Here is a 15,908-nt window from a genome sequence, read left to right on the forward strand (position 1 = left end):
TGAAAATTAAATTATAACAATAATTCAATCTTTTATTTAGATAAAATATAAAAAAGTTTGAAAATTTTAATTTAAAAGCTCTCTAAGTGTTACATTTAATCTTTTTCCATCCACCCTTGCTCCAAATTTAGCCTTTGCTTCTTTCATCACCAAACCTTGATCTTTTAAAGAACTAACCCCTAAATTTGCAATCATTTCTTTTAAAGCTGCTTGCAATTCCTCATCGCTTAATTGCTGAGGTAAATAACTTTCAAAAAGTGCTATTTCTTTTTGTTCTTTTTGTGCCAAATCCTCTCTTCCACCTTTAGAATAAAGCTCGATAGCATCTTTGCGCTTTTTAATCTCGCTTGCGATAATTTTTAAAATTCTTTCATCACTTAGCTCTATTCTTTCATCTACTTCGACCTGTTTAAACGCGGCATTTAGCGTTCTTAAAGTATCGCGTTTAAAATCATCTTTTTGCTTCATCGCTTCTTTGATATCATTTAATATCTGCTCTTTTAAATTCATTGTATATCCTTTTATTTTAGTTAAAATTACAAATTTTAAGATTTAAACCAAAGCCTTTTAAGCCTATATAATCCTTATCACAACTTTGCGACATAAGCTTAATCTCTTCTATGCCAAAATATCTTAAAATTTGCGCACCTATACCATAATTTTTAAATTGAGTTACACTTGATTTTTCACCCTGCATAAAAACTATCACTCCTCCATTTTCACTCAAAAAACGAATTTGATCTAATAATTTAGAAAATTTATCAGAGGTTAAAAGCTCAAAATCACTTCCGCTAATATGAAATTTAACATTTTCACATTTTTGAATTTCTTTAAATGCAAATGCTATATGCTGAGCATTATTATGATCTGTAAAAATGAATTTTTGTGCTTTAAAACCTGCTAAAATAGCATCACTTTTTTCTTGTAATTTAATAAGACTTTCATTTTTTAAACGATATTCTATGATATCAGAAACAGCTATCATGTTTAGATTATGCTTAGTACAAAATTCTTCCAAATCACTTCTTCTTGCCATATCTCCATCATCTTTAACAATCTCACAAATCACGCAAGCTTGTTTAAGCCCTGCTAAATGACAAAGATCAACCGTTCCTTCTGTATGGCCTGTGCGCTCTAAAACACCGCCTTTTTTGGCTATCAAAGGATTTATATGTCCAGGGCGTACAAAATCACTCGCTTTTGCATTATCGTCTGCAAAAATTTTTATCGTCATATCTCTTTCATAAGCACTTACACCTGTAGTTGCATCTTTTGCATCCACTGTGATTGTAAAGGCTGTTTCATGATTTGAAGTATTTTTGGGCACCATCAAAGGAAGTTCAAATTTTCTTGCAAGTTCTTCTGCGAGTGCTACACACACAACCCCTCTAGCTTCTTTTATCATAAAATTTACTTTTTCTTTAGTGCTAAATTGAGCTGGAAAAATCAAATCTCCTTCATTTTCTCTATCTTCTGCATCTACCATTACAAGCATTTTTCCTTCTTGTAAATCCTTAATTGCTTGTTCAATGCTTACAAACTTCATTTATAATCCTTAAAATATTATTTTTTTTAAAATTATAACTTCATTTGCTTGACAAATAAATTAAAATTGATTATAATCTCGTTTTTACTTTTTAAAAATTAAATATTGGGGTATCGCCAAGCGGTAAGGCAACAGGTTTTGGTCCTGTCATTCAGGGGTTCGAATCCCTTTACCCCATCCACGAACTAAACTTCAAACACAAATTTGATTGTCGCGAAGTAGAGCAGTGGTTAGCTCGTCGGGCTCATAACCCGAAGGTCGGGAGTTCAAATCTCCCCTTCGCAACCAAAACTTATCCATAACTTTAAATCTTAAATATACAAAAATGATTTATTTTAATTTTCTAGAATTTTATTTTTTAACTAAAAAAATCGCATTATAAAATAATATAAAAAATAAATTTATAACTAACATATAAGATATAATATGATATAAATTTTTAAATAAAATTTGATGAAGAACTTAGGAAGAAATTAAAGTCATTTTTAATAAAAAATAAAATGATGGTGGTTAGAGGCAGAATCGAACTGCCGACACGCAGATTTTCAGTCTGCTGCTCTACCGACTGAGCTATCCAACCGAGTCATCTTTAAAAATAAAGTGTAATTATACTTTTTTTTCTTTAATTTAAGTTTAAATATAAAAATAAAATTTTATTTGCCTTAAAGTTTTAATCCGATAGAATAGTCGGTTTAAAATTAAAAACCAATGAGGATTTTTTTGAAACAATTTGGCTTAGACAGACGAACTTTTAAAATTTTGCTAGCAGGATATATTGTCATTGCTTTACTTGGCGCTATTCTTTTGCATTCAAGTTGGGCTCATACAAGTCCTATTAGTTTTATCGATGCTTTTTTTACTAGTACTTCAGCTGTGAGTATGACTGGACTTATTGTTAAAAATACAGCAGTTGATTTTACCTTGGCAGGACAAATTATTATTTTAATTTTAGTTCAAATTGGCGGCTTAGGTTATATGAGTATAGGGCTTTTTGTTTACTTGATTATACGCAAAAAAGTAGGTTTTAATGGTAGAAACTTACTTAAAGAATCTTTATTTTATCCTTCCATGGAAGGACTTTTTAAATTCTTTAAAAAAGTTTTACTATTTATTTTTACAATAGAACTTATAGGCACTATACTTCTTACCATGCGTTTTGCACTTGAGATGAATTTTGGTAAAGCCTTATGGTTTGGATTTTTTCATTCAATCAGTGCTTTTAATAATTCAGGTTTTACTATTTTTGAAAATGGACTTCTTGCCTATAAGCACGATGTAGCTATTAATCTCATCTTTACTTCTCTTATTATCATTGGTGGACTTGGATATTTTGTCTTAGTTGAATTGTATTTTTTTCAAAGAAAAAGACTGCAAAATTTAAGCCTACATACCAAAGTCGTTATTATGGCAACCCTTTTTCTTATCATTTCTTCAACACTTATTATCTTTCTTTTAGAGTATGCTAACCCAAAATCCATAGGTAGCTTTTCTCTTTTTGATAAAATTTTGAGTTCTTATTTTATTGCGATCAATTACCGCACAGCAGGATTTAATACACTCGATATGAGTGGCTTGCATGATGCAAGCTTATTTTTTGGCTCTTTATTTATGGTGATCGGAGGAGCACCGGGTGGAACAGCAGGGGGAATGAAAATCACAACTGTTGTGGTGCTTTTGTTTTATGCTTACTGGAGCATTCGCAATGGAAGGGTAAGAATTTTCAACCACGAAATTCCACAAGAGATCATTTCAAGAGCATTTATTATAGCAGTGGGTTCGGCTGTTTATATAGTTATAGCGGTTATTTTCCTTTCTTTGCTAGAATCAGAATTTAATTTTATCCATCTGCTTTTTGAAACCTCATCAGCATTTGCAACAGTGGGAATTTCGGTAGGAGATGGGGGAGATCTTTCGCTTTGTGCTTTATTTAGCAATCCAAGCAAAATTATTATTATTATTATGATGTTAAGCGGAAGGATTGGTGTTTTTGCGTTTTTACTTTCTGTATTTCAGCAAGATAAAGCGATACATATCAAATTTCCTAAAGGAAAAATCTATTTATAAAGGTTAAAATAATGAAAAAGCTTAGTTACGGGGTTATAGGACTTGGAAAATTTGGATCCGTAGTCGCAGATGAGCTTCTTGCTGGAGGACATACTGTAATCATAGCCGATAAAGATGAAGAAGCTTTAAAAAGTATACAAAATTCACCAAGCTATGCCTATATCTTGGATTCTACCAATATTTCAGCACTTAAAGAAGCGGGTTTTCATGATGTAGAAGTCGTGATTGTAAGCATAGGTGAAAATGTTGAAAAATCCATACTTACTCTAATGGCTCTTAAAGATATAGGAGTAAATAATATTATCGCAAAAGCCACTTCTAACATTCATGGGCAAATTTTATCCAAACTTGGGGCTACAAAAGTAATCTATCCTGAAAAAGAAAGTGCTAAAAAGCTTGTAAAAGATTTTTTAACCAAAGATGCAGATTATGAGGTTTTTGATCTATCGGCTAATACTATCCGTGCTATTAAAATCACTATAGATGACAAATTAGCAGGAAATTCATTAAAGCACATTGCACAAAATATGAGAGTTATTAGCTATAAAAAACTTAATACAGACTGGGAAATATTGCCTGATTTAGAAACAACTACTGTTTATGGTGGTGATGTTGTAATCTTACTTGGAACGGTTAAAGAGCTTAGAGAATTTGAGCATTAATTAAGTAAGATTTAAAGCCTTGCAAGCCTTTATAAAACGCTTTAAGGCTGCTTTTTCTTTGGTGGAAATTTTATGATATATGATTTCATCTAAATAATATCTAATATCTTTTATATCTAAATCCCTTGTTTTGGCATAATTTTGCAGTATATAATAAGGAATTTTAATCTTTGTTTTTGGAATTTTTTTTAAGATTTGTTTATATAAAGCTTTTTTTTGCACACATGAAAACCTAGCAAAAACAAAAGGCAGGCCTGTTTTTTCATGCCATTTTGTGCACAAATCAGTATACCTAGAAGGATCTTGTAAATAAAGTTTTAAAGCCTTATCACCTATAATCACCCTCCCCTCTTGTTTTAAAACCTTAGCTAAAGCATTAGAAGTTGCCGAGCTTGGATCTTTAGCATTGGGTGTATTTTTTTCTACTAAAACACTTAAAACTCTTTTATTGGCACAAATACCCAAATCTAAATTTTTATATTTTTTTCTAGCGCTTTCTATACTTGAAACAATAGCTGCATCAATTCTTCTATAAAATAAATCTTTATTTAGCTTACTTGGAACTCCTTTTTTATGCTCCATACTTGCTTTAAAACCATTAGGTAAAGGATATTTCTTAAGATATATATGCAAAGGTAAAAGATTAATATAATCAATTTTTCCAAAAATCATCTCTTTTAAAGAGTGTTAAACACTCTATCTCCTGCATCTCCAAGCCCTGGGATAATATAACCTTTTTCATTTAAACCTTCATCAATACAAGCCACAAAAACTTCTACATCATCATGCATTTGGCTAAATTTTTGCAAACCTTGTAAAGCAGCAAGTATGGATATAAATTTTATTTTTTTAACTCCTTGGCTTTTTAAAAAATTACAAGCCTCTATAGCAGTCCCACCTGTAGCAAACATAGGATCTATAACAATAGCGGTGCGTTTTTTTACATCTTTAGGAAGTTTTTGAAAATAAAAATCCGCCTTGAGAGTTTTTTCATTTCTAACAAAACCCAAAAATCCTACACTAGCATCAGGAATAAGTCTAAAAATACTATCAAGCATACCCAAAGCTGCCCTTAAAATAGGGCATATCATAATCTTTTCATCTAATCTTTTTACCTTAGCATTAGCAACAGGGGTTTGAATTTGTGTTTCTTTTAAACATAAATCTTTAGTCGCTTCAAAAAGCAAGAAAGTAGAAATCTCATCAATGAGCATTCTAAAATGGAAAGGTTTAGTTTCTTTATCGCGCAAAAACCCTAATTTATGCTCTATCAAAGGATGGCATATGTGATGAATATTTTTCATTTTAAACTCTCAAAATATGTTTTCTCATCAAATTCCTTAAGCAAAGCTACCCCATCTTTTACAGCCGCAGCAGCTACCGCAGTACTTACAACAGCCTTAACCCTCTCATCAAAAGGTTTTGGGATAACATAATCCTTTCCAAATTCTAAATGGCTTATCTTATAAGCATTTTTAACCGCATCACTTACAGGTAATTTTGCCAAATCTGCTAAAGCTTTTGCTGCAGCTACTTTCATATTTTCAGTAATTTTTGTCGCACGCACATCTAAAGCCCCACGAAAAATAAAAGGAAAGCCTAAAACATTATTGATTTGATTAGGATAATCACTTCTTCCCGTTCCTACAATAGCATCTTTTCTAAGCCTTGCCACATCTTCAGGCATCACCTCTGGAATAGGATTTGCCAAGGCAAAGATAACAGGATCTTTTGCCATAGACAAAATCATCTCATCATCTAGTATCTTTGGTGCACTAAGCCCCAAGAATACATCCGCATCTTTCATAGCCTCTTTTAAAGTATCTGCTTGCGTATCGCTTACAAATTCAAGCTTGTATTGATTTAAGTCTGTTCTTTTTTTATTGACCACACCCTTACTATCTACAAGAATGATATTTTTAACACCTAAATTTCTATACATTCTAGCACTAGCAATACCCGCAGCTCCTGCTCCACTTACAACAACTTTAATCTCTTCAAATTTTTTACCACTTATCTCCATAGCATTCATAAGCCCTGCGGTTGAGATAATAGCGGTTCCATGCTGATCATCGTGCATTACAGGAATTCCTAAATCCTGCAAAGCCGCTTCGATTTCAAAACATTTAGGTGCTGAAATATCTTCTAAATTGATTCCGCCAAAAGTAGGTGCTATGGCTTTACAAAAAGCAACAATTTCTTCAATGCTGTGTGCTTCGATTTCTAAATCATACGCATTTACATCAGCAAATTTTTTAAACAAGCAAGCCTTACCTTCCATAACCGGTTTAGAAGCTTGCGCGCCGATATTTCCAAGACCTAAAACCGCAGAACCATCACTAACGATAGCTACTAAATTCGCTTTGTTTGTATAAGTATAAGCAAGCTCATTATTAGAAGCAATTTCAATGCAAGGTTCTGCAACACCTGGACTATAAGCCAAAGATAAATCATGACTTGAATTCATAGGTTTTGATGGCTTTATATCTATCTTGCCTCCTAAGTGATATCTTAAAGCCTCTTCTTTTAAATTCATTATTTTCCTTTAAAATCTAAAAATTTTTTTATTCTTTTTTTACATTCATTGACCCCTAAAAACTCTAAAACTTCAAAAATGCTAGGACTAACCGCACTTCCTGTTAGAGCTATGCGTATAGGTTGAGCCAAATCTTTTAATTTTACCTCATTTTTTTGTAAGAATTCGTTAGTAAATTCTTCAAAATCTTTTGCACTTTTCTCTTCATTTAACTCATTTGCATAGTTTTGAAGCAATAAAAGATTGTTTTCGTTTATAAATTTATTTATAGCATTTTCATCATAATTTTGTGGCGCTTCAACGATACTTTTAGCTCCGCTAATAATTTCAAGTAAAGTTTTTGCGCGCTCTCTTAATAAATCGAGTAAAAATCCTGCTTTTGTATAAACGCTTAAATCAAAACCAAGATCTTTTAACTGACGATTGATTTCTTCAAAAGGCAAAGTCTTGATATAATGAGCATTGAGCCATTCAAGTTTTTTAAAATTATAACAAGAAGCACTTTTGTTGATATGATTAGGATCAAAAAGCCTTTTAAGATCTTCTAAAGAAAAAACCTCATCATCGCCATGGCTCCATCCTAAACGCACTAAAAAATTTAGCAAAGCTTGAGGTAAAATTCCCATAGCCTTGTATTCCATCACATCGGTTGCTCCGTGTCGTTTTGAAAGCTTTTTACCATCTTCTCCATGTATCATAGCCACATGGTAAAATTTAGGAATTTCAAATCCTAAAGCCTCATAAAGCACGATTTGTTTAGGAGTATTTGAAAGATGATCATCCCCTCTAATCACATCGCTTACTCCCATTAAAGCATCATCAATTACAACTGTAAAATTATAAGTAGGACTTCCATCACTTCTTGCTATGATAAAATCATCTAAAATATCTTCTACTTTAAATTTCACTTCCCCTTTAACACCATCTATAAAGCAAATTTCACCCTTTTGAGGAGCTTTTATACGCACCACGGGTTCTATATTTGATGGTGGAGTTCCTGTAAAATCCCTGTATCTGCCATCATATCTTGGGCGTTCTTTGGCCGCTTCTTGTTTAGCACGGAGTTCGTCAAGCTCTTCTTTACTCATATAACAATAATAAGCCTTGCCCTCATCCAAAAGTTTTTGTATGTATTTTTTATAAAGATCAAAGCGTTCAGACTGGTAAGTTACCTCACCATCATAATCCAAACCACACCATTTAAAGGCTTCTATGATAGCTTGCGTAGCTTCTTTGGAATTTCTTTTTAAATCCGTATCTTCTATACGAAGTAAAAAATTGCCCTTATTTTTTCTTGCATACAAATAACTATAAAGAGCGGTTCTTAAACCACCTATATGCAAATATCCTGTAGGGCTTGGAGCGAAACGAGTCGTAAGTTTTCCTGTCATTTTTTGCCTTTTCTTAAATTTTAATTGATATAATGCGATATTTACACTTAAATAAAGGTTTGAAATGAAAAAAATTTTACTAAGTTTTGTATTTTTTATAAGCTTAACTCATGCAAATACTATAAATGCTATTGCTGTAGTGGTAGATAAAGAGCCTATCACAACCTATGATATAGAACAAACCATGAAAACCCTAAATATACCTAAAAATCAAGCCTTGGGGATTTTGATTAATGAAAAAATGGAGCTTTCACAAATAAAACAATTTGGAATTTATACGAGTGAGCTTGAGCTTGATAATGCCATTGGTAAAATGCTAGCACAAAATAAAATTTCACTTGAAGACTTTAAAAGAGATTTACAAGCTAAGGGGCAAAATTACGAACAATTTCGTAGCAATTTTAAAAAAGATTTTGAAAAAAGAAAACTTTATGAAAAAATTGCCAGCACAGCTAAAACCGATTTTAGCGATGAGGGAGCTAAAAAATTTTTCGAACAAAATAAAAATAAATTTACACTCTTTACCGAAATTAATGTAAATATCTATCGTTCTAACAATGCACAAGATTTAGAAAATATAAAAGCTACCACAAAAACTGCACTTAAAGCAGAAAAAGCCACCCTCACTCCTAATAATTCAGATCCAAGACTTTTAGGACTTTTATCATCTATACCCATAGGAAGCTTTTCTCCGGTTTTAAATTCGCAAAAAGGTTATGAAATTTATCAAGTAAAGGATAAAAACGGAGGACAAACTCCAGAATATTATCAAATTAAAAATGAAATACTCAATGCTTATGTAAGCGAGCAAAGACAAAATTATATACAAGATTATTTCGATAAATTACGCTCAAAAATCAATATAGAGTATTTAAGATAAAATCAAGATGGAAAAAATCCATCTTGATTAATGTCTAGCAAGATAGTTGGTATCGTAATTATTACTAATAAAATCAGGATTATCCATCATTGCAAGATGAAAATCTTTAGTAGTTTTAATCCCACCTATAATCAGCTCATCCAAAGCTACTTTCATTTTTGAAATGGCTTTGTTGCGATCTTCTGCCCAAACCACAAGTTTTCCTATCATAGAATCATAATACGGCGGCACGCTGTAGTCTTGATAACAATGGCTTTCCATTCTAACATTGCGCCCTGCAGGTGGAACATACTTGATAATCTTACCTGGACTTGGCAAGAAAGTCTTAGGATCTTCAGCAGTGATTCTACATTCTATAGAATGTCCTTTTAACTTCACATTTTCTTGAGAAGGTAAAGCATAACCTTCAGCTACTTTGATCATTTGTTCAATGATATCAATCCCGCTCACCATTTCGCTCACACAATGCTCAACTTGCAAACGCGTATTCATCTCTATAAAATAAAAATCTAAATTTTTATCTACTAAAAATTCAAAAGTCCCTGCACCCTCATAGCTTATAGCTTTAGCAGCTTTTACTGCTGTTTCGTGAAGTCTTGCGCGAGTTTTTTCATCGAGTAAAATTGCTGGAGATTCTTCTATAAGTTTTTGATGGCGTCTTTGCATAGAGCAATCCCTCTCACCAATATGGATCACATTTCCAAAACTATCTCCGATGATTTGAACTTCTATATGGCGTGGATTTTGTATGTATTTTTCCATATACATAGTCCCATCGCCAAAAGCTGTCATCGCTTCACTTTCAGCTGACCAATATGCTTTTTCAAGGTCTTTTTCATGCTCTACTACACGCATTCCACGACCTCCGCCTCCAGCTGCTGCTTTTAAAATCACAGGATAACCGATCTCTTTAGCAAGTTTTTTAGCCGCTTCAGCACCCGCTAAAGCTCCATCACTTCCTGGTATAACAGGAACTCCTGCTCTTTGCATAACTTGCTTAGCTTTTGATTTATCACTCATCAAATTCATAGCTTCAACCGAAGGCCCTATAAATTTGATATTGTGTTTAGCACAAATTTCAACAAAAGTTTGATTTTCACTTAAAAATCCATAACCTGGAAAAATCGCATCCGCTTCTGCAATTTCAGCTGCTGAAATAATAGCAGGTATATTAAGATAACTTTCAGAACTTCTTGCTTTTCCTATACAAATACTTGCATCTGCATATTTTAAATACAAAGCATCTTTATCTGCTTCAGAATAAACGCAAATTGCTTTTTTTCCCATTTCTTTAATTGTTCTTAAAGCTCGAAGTGCTATTTCTCCACGATTAGCAATTAATATGCTTTTAATTTCCATTTTATAATTTCTCCACCGTAAATAAAGGCATACCAAATTCTACAGGCTGACCATCTGCAACTAAAATTTCTACTATTCTACAATCAAATTCAGCTTCGATCTCATTCATGATTTTCATCGCTTCGATGATAGCAATAGTATCGCCTTTTTTAACTGAACTGCCCACTTTTACAAAAGGAGCTGCGCCTGGGCTTGGAGCTTGATAAAAAGTTCCTACCATAGGGCTGTTTATACTTGGTTTATTTGATTTTGCACTTGAAGGCTGTGCTTCATTAACTACATTAACATTAATAGGCTGTGGAGCTGGAACAGGTGGGCAAGCCAAAGGAGCTGGAACATCACAACACATATCTCTTTCAAGTTCGATTTCAAATCCATCTTGCTCTTTGATTTTTATTTTACTGATATTAGCCTCGGCAAACAAATTTACTAATTCTTTAATCTCTTCTTTTGTCATATTTTCATCTCCTGATTTTAAGAACTTAATCTAGTATTATATTAAAAAACTTGAAATTTAACTTTAAAAAATAAAATTTCACACTTAAAAGTTTCATAAAATATAAAAAATAAGCTATAATCCAAAAAAATTATGTTTAAAAATAAAGGTATATTAAATGGGTTTAAAAGCAGACAATTGGATAAGAAAAATGGCACTCGAGCATCAAATGATAGAGCCTTTTTGCGAAGCAAATATAGGCAAAGGTGTAGTAAGCTATGGACTTTCAAGCTATGGTTATGATATACGCGTGGGGCGTGAATTTAAGATTTTTACCAATGTTAATTCAACTGTAGTGGATCCAAAAAATTTTTTAGAAGAAAATGTAGTAGATTTTGAAGGCGATGTATGTATAGTTCCTGCAAATTCTTTTGCACTTGCCAGAACTATAGAATATTTTAAAATGCCTGATGATGTTTTGGCTATTTGTCTTGGAAAAAGCACCTATGCAAGATGTGGTATCATCGTAAATGTAACTCCTTTTGAACCAGGCTTTGAAGGGCATATAACCATAGAAATTTCAAATACCACTCCCTTGCCTGCAAAAATTTATGCTAATGAAGGCATTGCACAAGTATTATTCTTGCAAGGTGATGAAAAATGTGACACCACTTACAAAAATAAAAAAGGCAAGTATCAAGCCCAAACGGGCATAACCTTGCCAAGAATTTTAAAATAGGAACACTTGTTGCTTTAATTTTAAAAAACTTAAGCAAAGGAAGGCAAAATGTTTAACAAAAAAAATATCTTAATCACAGGCGGAACAGGCTCTTTTGGAAAAACCTATACTAAGGTTTTGCTAGAAAATTATAAACCTAATAAAATCATCATTTATTCTCGTGATGAGCTTAAACAATTTGAAATGGCAAGCGTTTTTAACGCTCCTTGCATGCGTTATTTCATAGGAGATGTAAGAGACAAAGAGCGTTTAAGCACTGCTATGCGTGATGTGGATTTTGTTATACATGCTGCTGCGATGAAGCATGTGCCTATTGCTGAATATAACCCTATGGAATGTATAAAAACAAACATCCACGGTGCGCAAAATGTCATCGACGCTTGTTTTGAAAATGGGGTTAAAAAATGTATCGCTCTTAGCACAGATAAGGCTTGTAATCCTGTAAATTTATACGGTGCAACCAAACTTGCAAGCGACAAGCTTTTTGTCGCTGCAAACAATATAGCAGGTAACAAACAAACACGCTTTGGTGTTACAAGATATGGCAATGTTGTAGGTTCAAGAGGATCGGTAGTGCCTTTCTTTAAAAAACTCATCAGCGAAGGAGCTAAAGAACTTCCTATCACCGATACAAGAATGACTCGTTTTTGGATCAGCCTTGAAGATGGAGTAAAATTTGTACTGAGTAATTTTGAAAGAATGCACGGAGGAGAAATTTTCATCCCTAAAATTCCTTCGATGAAAATCACTGATCTAGCTCATGCCTTAGCTCCTCATTTAAGCCATAAAATCATAGGTATAAGAGCAGGAGAAAAACTACATGAAATCATGATTTCAAGCGATGATAGTCATTTAACCTATGAATTTGAAAACTACTATGCCATAAGCCCGAGTATTAAATTTGTAGATAAAGATAATGACTTTAGTATCAATGCCCTAGGCGAAAAAGGACAAAAAGTAAAAGATGGTTTTTCTTATAGTTCGGATAATAATCCTTTATGGGCAAGCGAAAAAGAACTTTTAGAAATCATCAATCACACCGAAGGTTTTTAAAATGCTTACCTATTCTCATCAAAACATCGATCAAAGCGATATAGATACACTTACAAAAGCTTTAAAAGATGAAATTTTAACAGGGGGTAAAAAAGTAAATGAATTTGAAGAAGCCCTTTGTGAATATGTGGGCGTAAAACACGCTTGTGTATTAAACTCAGCTACTTCAGCCCTTCATCTTGCCTATACAGCTTTAAATGTCAAAGATAAAATAGTCTTAACCACTCCTTTAACCTTCGCTGCTACGGCTAATGCGGCTTTAATGGCAGGAGCTAAAGTAGAATTTATCGATATTAAAAACAATGGCAATATTGATGAAAAAAAACTCGAAACAAGACTTACAAAAAATAGTGCAAATATAGGAGCTATTAGCGTGGTGGATTTTGGGGGCAATAGTGTTGAAATAGATGAAATTTCAAGCCTCGCTAAAAAATACAATATCCCTTTAATCGATGATGCAAGCCATGCTTTAGGGAGTGAGTATAAGGGTAAAAAAGTGGGTTCTATGGCGGATTTAAGTATCTTTTCTTTTCATCCTGTTAAACCCATCACTACTTTTGAAGGCGGGGCTGTGGTGAGTGATAATGAAGAGCTTATCACCAAAATCAAGCTTTTAAGAAGCCATGGTATCATTAAAAAAAGGCTTTGGGATAGCGATATGGTAGAACTTGGCTATAATTACCGCTTAAGCGATGTTGCTTGTGCTTTAGGGATAAACCAGCTTAAAAAACTCGATCACAATCTTGAAAAAAGAGAGGAAATCGCAAGTTTTTACGATAAAGAATTTGAAAAAAATCCTTATTTTTCCACGATAAAAATCAAAAATTATAAAAAAAGCTCAAGACATTTATACCCTATCTTGCTTTTTCCTGAATTTTATTGTCAAAAAGAAGAACTTTTTGAAAGCTTACTTCATGCAGGAATTGGCGTACAGGTACATTATAAACCAACTTATGAATTTAGTTTTTATAAAAAACTCTTAGGAGAAACCAGACTCCAAAATGCGGATAATTTTTACAAAGCCGAGCTTAGCATACCTTGTCATCAAGAAATGAATCTAAAGGATGCAAAATTTGTAAAAGATACTTTATTTAGCATTCTTGAAAAAGTTAAAAAGGAATATTGTGGATAAGCTAGACTTTAGAAGTCAAGATTTTAGCCAAACTGGAAAGGCTATGTATGAACTAGCTTGTGAACTTTTTCCTATCCCTAGGAGTATCACAGGGCAAGGTTTTAGAGATAGCTTAGAAATTTTAAATAAAACTCTGGGCGGGGGGGGGGGATACTCAAATTTCACTCTATAAAAAGTGGTACAAAGGTTTTTGACTGGATAGTCCCTGATGAATGGAACGCCAAAGAAGCCTATATCATCACTCCAGAAGGAGAAAAAATTTGTGATTTTAAAAAGCATAATCTACACCTTCTAAACTATAGCGAAGCTATCGATAAAGAAATCGAACTAGAAGAACTTCAAGATCATCTTTACTCCATAGAAGAAATGCCCGATGCTATTCCTTATGTAACGAGTTATTACAAAAGGCGTTGGGGATTTTGTCTCACGCATAATGAAAGAAAAAAACTTAAAAAAGGCAAATACAAAGTTTATATCGATGCAAAACATGATGAAAATGGGGTTTTGGACTATGCTGATTTTATCCTACCTAGTACGCAAAATTCAAAAGATGAAATTTTAATTTCAACCTATCTTTGTCATCCTTCCATGGCAAATAACGAGCTTAGTGGCCCTGTGGTGGCTATTTTCCTAGCAAAATGGCTTTTGAGTTTAAAAGAAAGAAAATATAATTACCGCTTTGTCATCATCCCTGAAACCATAGGGTCTATAGTCTATCTTAGCAAACATTTAGAGCATTTAAAAAAATATGTTAAAGCAGGCTTTGTGCTTTCTTGCTTAGGCGATGATCATGCTTACTCACTCATACATACACCTAAAGAAAACACTCTAAGCGATAAAGTTGCCTTGCATACGCTTAAAAATAAAGAAAATTTCAAAGCTTTTAGTTTTTTGGATCGCGGAAGCGATGAAAGACAATACAATGCCCCACTTGTAAATCTTGGCATAGTAGGGGTATGTCGCACAAAGTATGGTGACTATGATGGATATCACAACTCAAAAGACGATCTCAATTTTATCTCTGAAAAAGGTTTAATGGGTGGACTTCAAAGCATACAAGAAATGATTTTAAATCTAGAAATCAACGCCGTATATAAAAACACCATAGTATGCGAACCCAATCTTGGCAAAAGAGGATTATATCATACCCTTAGCACTGTCAATGACACTCCTTTGGCTTGTAATTTTCTAGCTTACTGCGATGGAGAAAATGATATCATCGATATAGCCAATATCTTAAATATGCAAGCTTATGAATTTAAAGAACTTTTGGAAAAAATAAAATTTTATGGACTAGCAAAATGAAATATTTTTTAGAACACAATGACAAAAAATACTCCGATAAGGATTTAATAGATGCTTTTTATCAACTAGGTATAAAAAGAGGCGATATTTTATGTGTACATACAGAACTTTTTAAATTTGGCATACCTTTGCTTTCTAGAAATGAATTTTTACAGACTATACTCAATTGTTTTTTTGAAGTTATAGGTCAGGAAGGCACTTTGATCATGCCAACCTTTACTTATAGTTTTTGCAAAAATGAAGTTTATGACAAAATAAATTCCAAAACAAAAATGGGAGCATTAAATGAATATTTTCGCAAACAAACAGGAGTAAAACGCACAAACGATCCTATATTTTCTTTTGCTATAAAAGGAGCAAAAGAAGAATTATTTTTAAAAGATACAACAAGTTGTTTTGGGGAAAATTGTGTTTATGAGGTTTTAACCAAAGAGAATGGAAAATATATGACATTTGGAGGCCAAGGACACACACTAACACATTATGCAGAAGAACAATTTAATGTATTTTACAGATATCATAAAATTTTCTCTGGAATTTTAATTGATGAAAACAATATATCATACAATAAAACCATTAGTTATTATGTTAGAAAACTTGACATATCTTCTGAGCCCAATTTAATTAACATTATCAATATTGTTAATAATACTAAAAATTTTAAAAAAAACAATTTTGCAGGAGATCATATAAATATTTACAACGCTAAAGAATATATAGAAATTTTATGGAAAAAATTAGATATAAACCAAACAATTCTAATAGAAAATTATGATACAATATATTAATTTTCAACATTCTCAAG

General features: G+C 32.7%; 15 protein-coding genes, 3 tRNA genes and 1 pseudogene. 10 read left to right on the forward strand and 9 right to left on the reverse strand.

Annotated features, from left to right (window positions below):
- Nucleotides 1-66: 66 nt before the first annotated feature.
- Both KAR67_RS07975 and KAR67_RS07980 read right to left on the reverse strand, forming a co-directional pair.
- The gene (locus KAR67_RS07975; RefSeq protein WP_002777611.1) at nucleotides 67-510 is read right to left on the reverse strand and encodes a GatB/YqeY domain-containing protein; all 444 of its coding nucleotides are present in this window, start codon (nucleotides 508-510) and stop codon (nucleotides 67-69) included.
- 16 nt (nucleotides 511-526) lie between these two features.
- The gene (locus KAR67_RS07980; RefSeq protein WP_002777613.1) at nucleotides 527-1,546 is read right to left on the reverse strand and encodes a bifunctional 3,4-dihydroxy-2-butanone 4-phosphate synthase/GTP cyclohydrolase II; all 1,020 of its coding nucleotides are present in this window, start codon (nucleotides 1,544-1,546) and stop codon (nucleotides 527-529) included.
- A gap of 106 nt (nucleotides 1,547-1,652) precedes the next feature.
- Here KAR67_RS07980 and KAR67_RS07985 point away from each other — a divergent pair.
- Together KAR67_RS07985 and KAR67_RS07990 are read left to right on the forward strand one after the other, a co-directional pair.
- A tRNA-Gln gene (locus KAR67_RS07985) sits at nucleotides 1,653-1,727 on the forward strand.
- Between the two features lie 31 nt (nucleotides 1,728-1,758).
- A tRNA-Met gene (locus KAR67_RS07990) sits at nucleotides 1,759-1,834 on the forward strand.
- A gap of 216 nt (nucleotides 1,835-2,050) precedes the next feature.
- Here the strand turns inward: KAR67_RS07990 and KAR67_RS07995 are convergent.
- Nucleotides 2,051-2,126 (reverse strand) — tRNA-Phe (locus KAR67_RS07995).
- A gap of 140 nt (nucleotides 2,127-2,266) precedes the next feature.
- On the opposite strand from KAR67_RS07995, the gene KAR67_RS08000 reads away from it, so the two are divergent.
- Together KAR67_RS08000 and KAR67_RS08005 are read left to right on the forward strand one after the other, a co-directional pair.
- Nucleotides 2,267-3,610, forward strand: a complete 1,344-nt coding sequence (locus tag KAR67_RS08000) for a TrkH family potassium uptake protein (RefSeq protein ID WP_002786100.1) — start codon at nucleotides 2,267-2,269, stop codon at nucleotides 3,608-3,610.
- An 11-nt stretch (nucleotides 3,611-3,621) separates the two neighbouring features.
- On the forward strand, nucleotides 3,622-4,272 hold the full coding sequence (locus tag KAR67_RS08005) for a TrkA family potassium uptake protein (protein WP_002777618.1): 651 nt from the start codon (nucleotides 3,622-3,624) through the stop codon (nucleotides 4,270-4,272).
- Here KAR67_RS08005 and KAR67_RS08010 read toward each other — a convergent pair whose 3' ends face one another.
- The 4 genes from KAR67_RS08010 to gltX are packed head-to-tail and all read right to left on the reverse strand — an operon-like array spanning nucleotide 4,273 to nucleotide 8,199.
- Complete coding sequence (locus KAR67_RS08010) at nucleotides 4,273-4,944, reverse strand: MqnA/MqnD/SBP family protein (protein ID WP_002829524.1); 672 nt, start codon at nucleotides 4,942-4,944, stop codon at nucleotides 4,273-4,275. It abuts the gene before it with no gap.
- 5 nt (nucleotides 4,945-4,949) lie between these two features.
- On the reverse strand, nucleotides 4,950-5,576 hold the full coding sequence (upp, locus tag KAR67_RS08015) for a uracil phosphoribosyltransferase (RefSeq protein ID WP_002829522.1): 627 nt from the start codon (nucleotides 5,574-5,576) through the stop codon (nucleotides 4,950-4,952).
- Nucleotides 5,573-6,808 carry a malic enzyme-like NAD(P)-binding protein gene (locus KAR67_RS08020; RefSeq protein ID WP_002782010.1) on the reverse strand — a complete coding sequence of 412 codons (1,236 nt, stop codon included), beginning with the start codon at nucleotides 6,806-6,808 and terminating at the stop codon, nucleotides 5,573-5,575. Before KAR67_RS08020 ends, upp begins: the two co-directional genes overlap by 4 nt.
- Nucleotides 6,808-8,199 carry a glutamate--tRNA ligase gene (gene gltX, locus KAR67_RS08025; RefSeq protein WP_002777625.1) on the reverse strand — a complete coding sequence of 464 codons (1,392 nt, stop codon included), beginning with the start codon at nucleotides 8,197-8,199 and terminating at the stop codon, nucleotides 6,808-6,810. The genes KAR67_RS08020 and gltX overlap by 1 nt, the downstream gene beginning before the upstream one ends.
- Nucleotides 8,200-8,263: 64 nt before the next feature.
- Here gltX and KAR67_RS08030 point away from each other — a divergent pair, with 64 nt between their 5' ends.
- The gene (locus KAR67_RS08030) at nucleotides 8,264-9,079 is read left to right on the forward strand and encodes a hypothetical protein (RefSeq protein ID WP_002777626.1); all 816 of its coding nucleotides are present in this window, start codon (nucleotides 8,264-8,266) and stop codon (nucleotides 9,077-9,079) included.
- 27 nt (nucleotides 9,080-9,106) lie between these two features.
- Here the strand turns inward: KAR67_RS08030 and KAR67_RS08035 are convergent, their stop codons facing one another.
- Together KAR67_RS08035 and accB are read right to left on the reverse strand one after the other, a co-directional pair.
- Nucleotides 9,107-10,438, reverse strand: a complete 1,332-nt coding sequence (locus KAR67_RS08035) for an acetyl-CoA carboxylase biotin carboxylase subunit (protein WP_002777627.1) — start codon at nucleotides 10,436-10,438, stop codon at nucleotides 9,107-9,109.
- 1 nt (nucleotide 10,439) lies between these two features.
- The gene (accB, locus tag KAR67_RS08040) at nucleotides 10,440-10,895 is read right to left on the reverse strand and encodes an acetyl-CoA carboxylase biotin carboxyl carrier protein (protein WP_002777628.1); all 456 of its coding nucleotides are present in this window, start codon (nucleotides 10,893-10,895) and stop codon (nucleotides 10,440-10,442) included.
- A gap of 157 nt (nucleotides 10,896-11,052) precedes the next feature.
- Between accB and dcd the strand changes: the two genes are divergently transcribed.
- The 5 genes and pseudogenes from dcd to legH all read left to right on the forward strand — a co-directional run bounded on the left by dcd (nucleotide 11,053) and on the right by legH (nucleotide 15,891).
- Nucleotides 11,053-11,613 carry a dCTP deaminase gene (gene dcd, locus KAR67_RS08045; protein WP_052785176.1) on the forward strand — a complete coding sequence of 187 codons (561 nt, stop codon included), beginning with the start codon at nucleotides 11,053-11,055 and terminating at the stop codon, nucleotides 11,611-11,613.
- Between the two features lie 48 nt (nucleotides 11,614-11,661).
- Nucleotides 11,662-12,666 carry a UDP-N-acetylglucosamine 4,6-dehydratase (inverting) gene (gene pseB / locus KAR67_RS08050; RefSeq protein WP_162284660.1) on the forward strand — a complete coding sequence of 335 codons (1,005 nt, stop codon included), beginning with the start codon at nucleotides 11,662-11,664 and terminating at the stop codon, nucleotides 12,664-12,666.
- 1 nt (nucleotide 12,667) lies between these two features.
- A complete protein-coding gene (pseC, locus tag KAR67_RS08055) occupies nucleotides 12,668-13,798 on the forward strand; it encodes a UDP-4-amino-4,6-dideoxy-N-acetyl-beta-L-altrosamine transaminase (RefSeq protein WP_057030598.1) in 1,131 nt (376 codons plus the stop codon).
- Nucleotides 13,791-15,103: pseudogene (locus KAR67_RS08060) on the forward strand (DUF4910 domain-containing protein). The gene pseC and the pseudogene KAR67_RS08060 overlap by 8 nt, the downstream one beginning before the upstream one ends.
- A complete protein-coding gene (gene legH / locus KAR67_RS08065) occupies nucleotides 15,100-15,891 on the forward strand; it encodes an N-acetyltransferase LegH (RefSeq protein ID WP_052774055.1) in 792 nt (263 codons plus the stop codon). Before KAR67_RS08060 ends, legH begins: the two are co-directional and overlap by 4 nt.
- Nucleotides 15,892-15,908 lie beyond the last annotated feature (17 nt).

It is taken from the genome of Campylobacter sp. JH32 (assembly GCF_017846535.1).
Lineage (GTDB): Bacteria > Campylobacterota > Campylobacteria > Campylobacterales > Campylobacteraceae > Campylobacter_D > Campylobacter_D coli.

Bases quoted from the DNA above. Each gene is read 5' to 3' on its own strand.
- KAR67_RS07975 (WP_002777611.1), bottom strand. From the start codon at position 510: ATGAATTTAAAAGAGCAGATATTAAATGATATCAAAGAAGCGATGAAG.
- KAR67_RS07980 (WP_002777613.1), bottom strand. From the start codon at position 1,546: ATGAAGTTTGTAAGCATTGAACAAGCAATTAAGGATTTACAAGAAGGA.
- KAR67_RS08005 (WP_002777618.1), top strand. From the start codon at position 3,622: ATGAAAAAGCTTAGTTACGGGGTTATAGGACTTGGAAAATTTGGATCC.
- KAR67_RS08010 (WP_002829524.1), bottom strand. From the start codon at position 4,944: ATGATTTTTGGAAAAATTGATTATATTAATCTTTTACCTTTGCATATA.
- upp (WP_002829522.1), bottom strand. From the start codon at position 5,576: ATGAAAAATATTCATCACATATGCCATCCTTTGATAGAGCATAAATTA.
- KAR67_RS08020 (WP_002782010.1), bottom strand. From the start codon at position 6,808: ATGAATTTAAAAGAAGAGGCTTTAAGATATCACTTAGGAGGCAAGATA.
- gltX (WP_002777625.1), bottom strand. From the start codon at position 8,199: ATGACAGGAAAACTTACGACTCGTTTCGCTCCAAGCCCTACAGGATAT.
- KAR67_RS08030 (WP_002777626.1), top strand. From the start codon at position 8,264: ATGAAAAAAATTTTACTAAGTTTTGTATTTTTTATAAGCTTAACTCAT.
- KAR67_RS08035 (WP_002777627.1), bottom strand. From the start codon at position 10,438: ATGGAAATTAAAAGCATATTAATTGCTAATCGTGGAGAAATAGCACTT.
- accB (WP_002777628.1), bottom strand. From the start codon at position 10,895: ATGACAAAAGAAGAGATTAAAGAATTAGTAAATTTGTTTGCCGAGGCT.
- dcd (WP_052785176.1), top strand. From the start codon at position 11,053: ATGGGTTTAAAAGCAGACAATTGGATAAGAAAAATGGCACTCGAGCAT.
- pseB (WP_162284660.1), top strand. From the start codon at position 11,662: ATGTTTAACAAAAAAAATATCTTAATCACAGGCGGAACAGGCTCTTTT.
- pseC (WP_057030598.1), top strand. From the start codon at position 12,668: ATGCTTACCTATTCTCATCAAAACATCGATCAAAGCGATATAGATACA.
- legH (WP_052774055.1), top strand. From the start codon at position 15,100: ATGAAATATTTTTTAGAACACAATGACAAAAAATACTCCGATAAGGAT.